The sequence below is a fragment of the Ensifer sp. Root1252 genome (genome assembly GCF_001425885.1).
In the GTDB taxonomy this organism is placed as follows: Bacteria; Pseudomonadota; Alphaproteobacteria; order Rhizobiales; family Rhizobiaceae; genus Ensifer; species Ensifer canadensis.
This window is the reverse complement of record NZ_LMDT01000054.1, coordinates 1-2,052: the sequence shown is the minus strand read 5'-3', so window position 1 is coordinate 2,052 and position 2,052 is coordinate 1. Positions and strand designations below refer to the sequence as shown.

At 64.2% G+C, this 2,052-nt stretch carries 2 protein-coding genes; one reads left to right on the top strand and one right to left on the bottom strand.

The features are described from left to right. Positions 1 to 1,220: 1,220 nt before the first annotated feature. On the top strand, positions 1,221 to 1,649 hold a 429-nt coding region (locus ASD02_RS31945), incomplete at its 5' end, for a hypothetical protein (RefSeq protein ID WP_210178853.1). 247 nt (positions 1,650 to 1,896) lie between these two features. On the opposite strand, the gene ASD02_RS31940 is transcribed toward ASD02_RS31945, so the two are convergent. Next, positions 1,897 to 2,052: aldehyde dehydrogenase family protein (locus ASD02_RS31940; protein ID WP_156408510.1), on the bottom strand; the 156-nt coding region annotated here is incomplete at its 5' end.

Below are 2,052 nucleotides of genomic sequence, written 5' to 3'. Positions count from 1 at the left end.
ACCAGCGCCGGCGATCCGGTCGAGCGCGGTTCGAGCGTCAAGGAGAAGGCTGACAGCATCTGGCGGGACTGGTCATCCCACATTCGCACCGTCGAGCCACGTAATGCCTTCCATGTCATCTTCTCGGCGCGGGCCGGAACCGATCCGGACGCGATGCATCGCGCCGTGCGGGATTTCCTGAGCGAGCAGGTCGCCGGGCATCGCTGGATCACGGCGTATCACCCCGAAACCGGCCATGTGCATATTCATGCGATGATCACGGCGCGAGACGACCTTGGCAAGGCGCTGCGGCTGACSAAGCCGGAGCTTTACGAATGGCGCGAGCGCTTTGCGGCCAAGGCRCGCGARCAKGGCATCGCCATGGTCGCCACCCGGCGCGCAGACGTCGCGGCCACACGGCCTTACAGCCAGTCGCAGGCCGGCGCCTACGAGCGCAGCAAGAGCGATCCTCGCTATCTCAAGACGCCCGCCGTCACCAAACGCGTCGAGCGCAAGCGCGCCGGCGTCGTCGATTGCTCCTCACTCACCGATGTAAACCTCGCGCTTGCTCCGAAATGGCAGGCAACCGCAAACGCCTTGAAGAAGGCCGGCGCGGAGCCGTCGGTGATCGCGGCGGCCGACCGGTTCGCAGCCGCGGCGGCCGGACAAGCTGCGCAGCCAGCGCCGCGCCACGCTGCCGGCTTTNCTCCTTCGTCTGGAGACGGAGGAGGTCGCTGACCGCGACGCGATGATTGAGATCGTCCAGCGGGTGGCCGGCGTCGATAGCAACTTCGTTTCGGCCGGCGGCAAGACAATTTATGTGCTGGCGCCCACAACGGCGAGCGTCAGCAAAATAGAGCGGGAACTCGCCAAGCAGAACGACGAGTTTGACCCGGGCGGAGAGACGCTGTCCGTCGTCAGGGATTTCGAGGCGCGGATGCTCAAGCTGGGGATGCGTTCTGACGTAATCATTGAGGCGGTGGGCTCCTCGAAGGAGGGTTTACCGTCGCCCTGGCTTCAAAAGCGGTTTGAAGCCTTTGCGCAACGATCCGGCGCGCCGTCGAACGAGCCGTCGGCGGCACTCAAGACTCTCATCGCAAACTTTCAACAGCAGAAGGAAAAGACCATGCCCCTATCGCTGGAACAGTTCGACGAGCGTGTTTCTCGAGCGAACAAATCGATGGACCGCCTCGAGACCATGGTCGACAGTAGTGCGGAGCGCCAGGCCGTCGAGGAGATGNGAACAGTTCGACGAGCGTGTTTCTCGAGCGAACAAATCGATGGACCGCCTCGAGACCATGGTCGACAGTAGTGCGGAGCGCCAGGCCGTCGAGGAGATGCGCAAGGAAATCTCCGCGCTCTTTGCCGAGCAGCGCCGTGACATCCAGATGCAGCAGATGCAATCGGTCGCCGACACCGCAGGGGGAGGGGGCAAACCGCCGGCCGCCCGCGCCGACGAGACACGCTCCCAGGACCGGCCCGCGCCGCCGACCGTCGATCCTGCTATAGCCGCCCAGCAGCAGGCAATTGCCGCCGGTCGTGCCGCTCGTGCGGCGCGGGAACAGGCTGCCACTGCCATAGGTGCCCAGGACGAGCAGCGCCAGCAGATCCTCCGGCAGGCTGAGCAGGATCGCCAGCGCAGCAATGACCGCGATGGCGCGGAGCGGTAGGCTCGATACTACTCTTCCATCAAGCCGTCAGTTCAGGGTCTCAGGTCACCGCACCTCCACCAAGGGATCAACAGGAGCTTGCCAGCTCGAAGCCGGTCTTTTCGCTCGTCGAGAACACGCGAACAATCGACGCGTTTTCTTTTTCCGCCATCGGACCCTTTTCGATACGATTGCGGGGAGCGCGCCTCCCGTTTTTCATTGCGGTGCGGCTGGCGCACCGCAATGAACAGACGCGAGCGCCCTGCACCTACGCCGATATGTATGCCGTCTTGACGGTTGTGTAGAATTCGGCGGCGTGGCGACCTTGCTCGCGCGAGCCATGGGAGGAGCCCTTGCGGCCACCGAAGGGCACGTGGAAATCGACGCCGGCGGTCGGCAGGTTGACCATCACCATGCCGGCCTC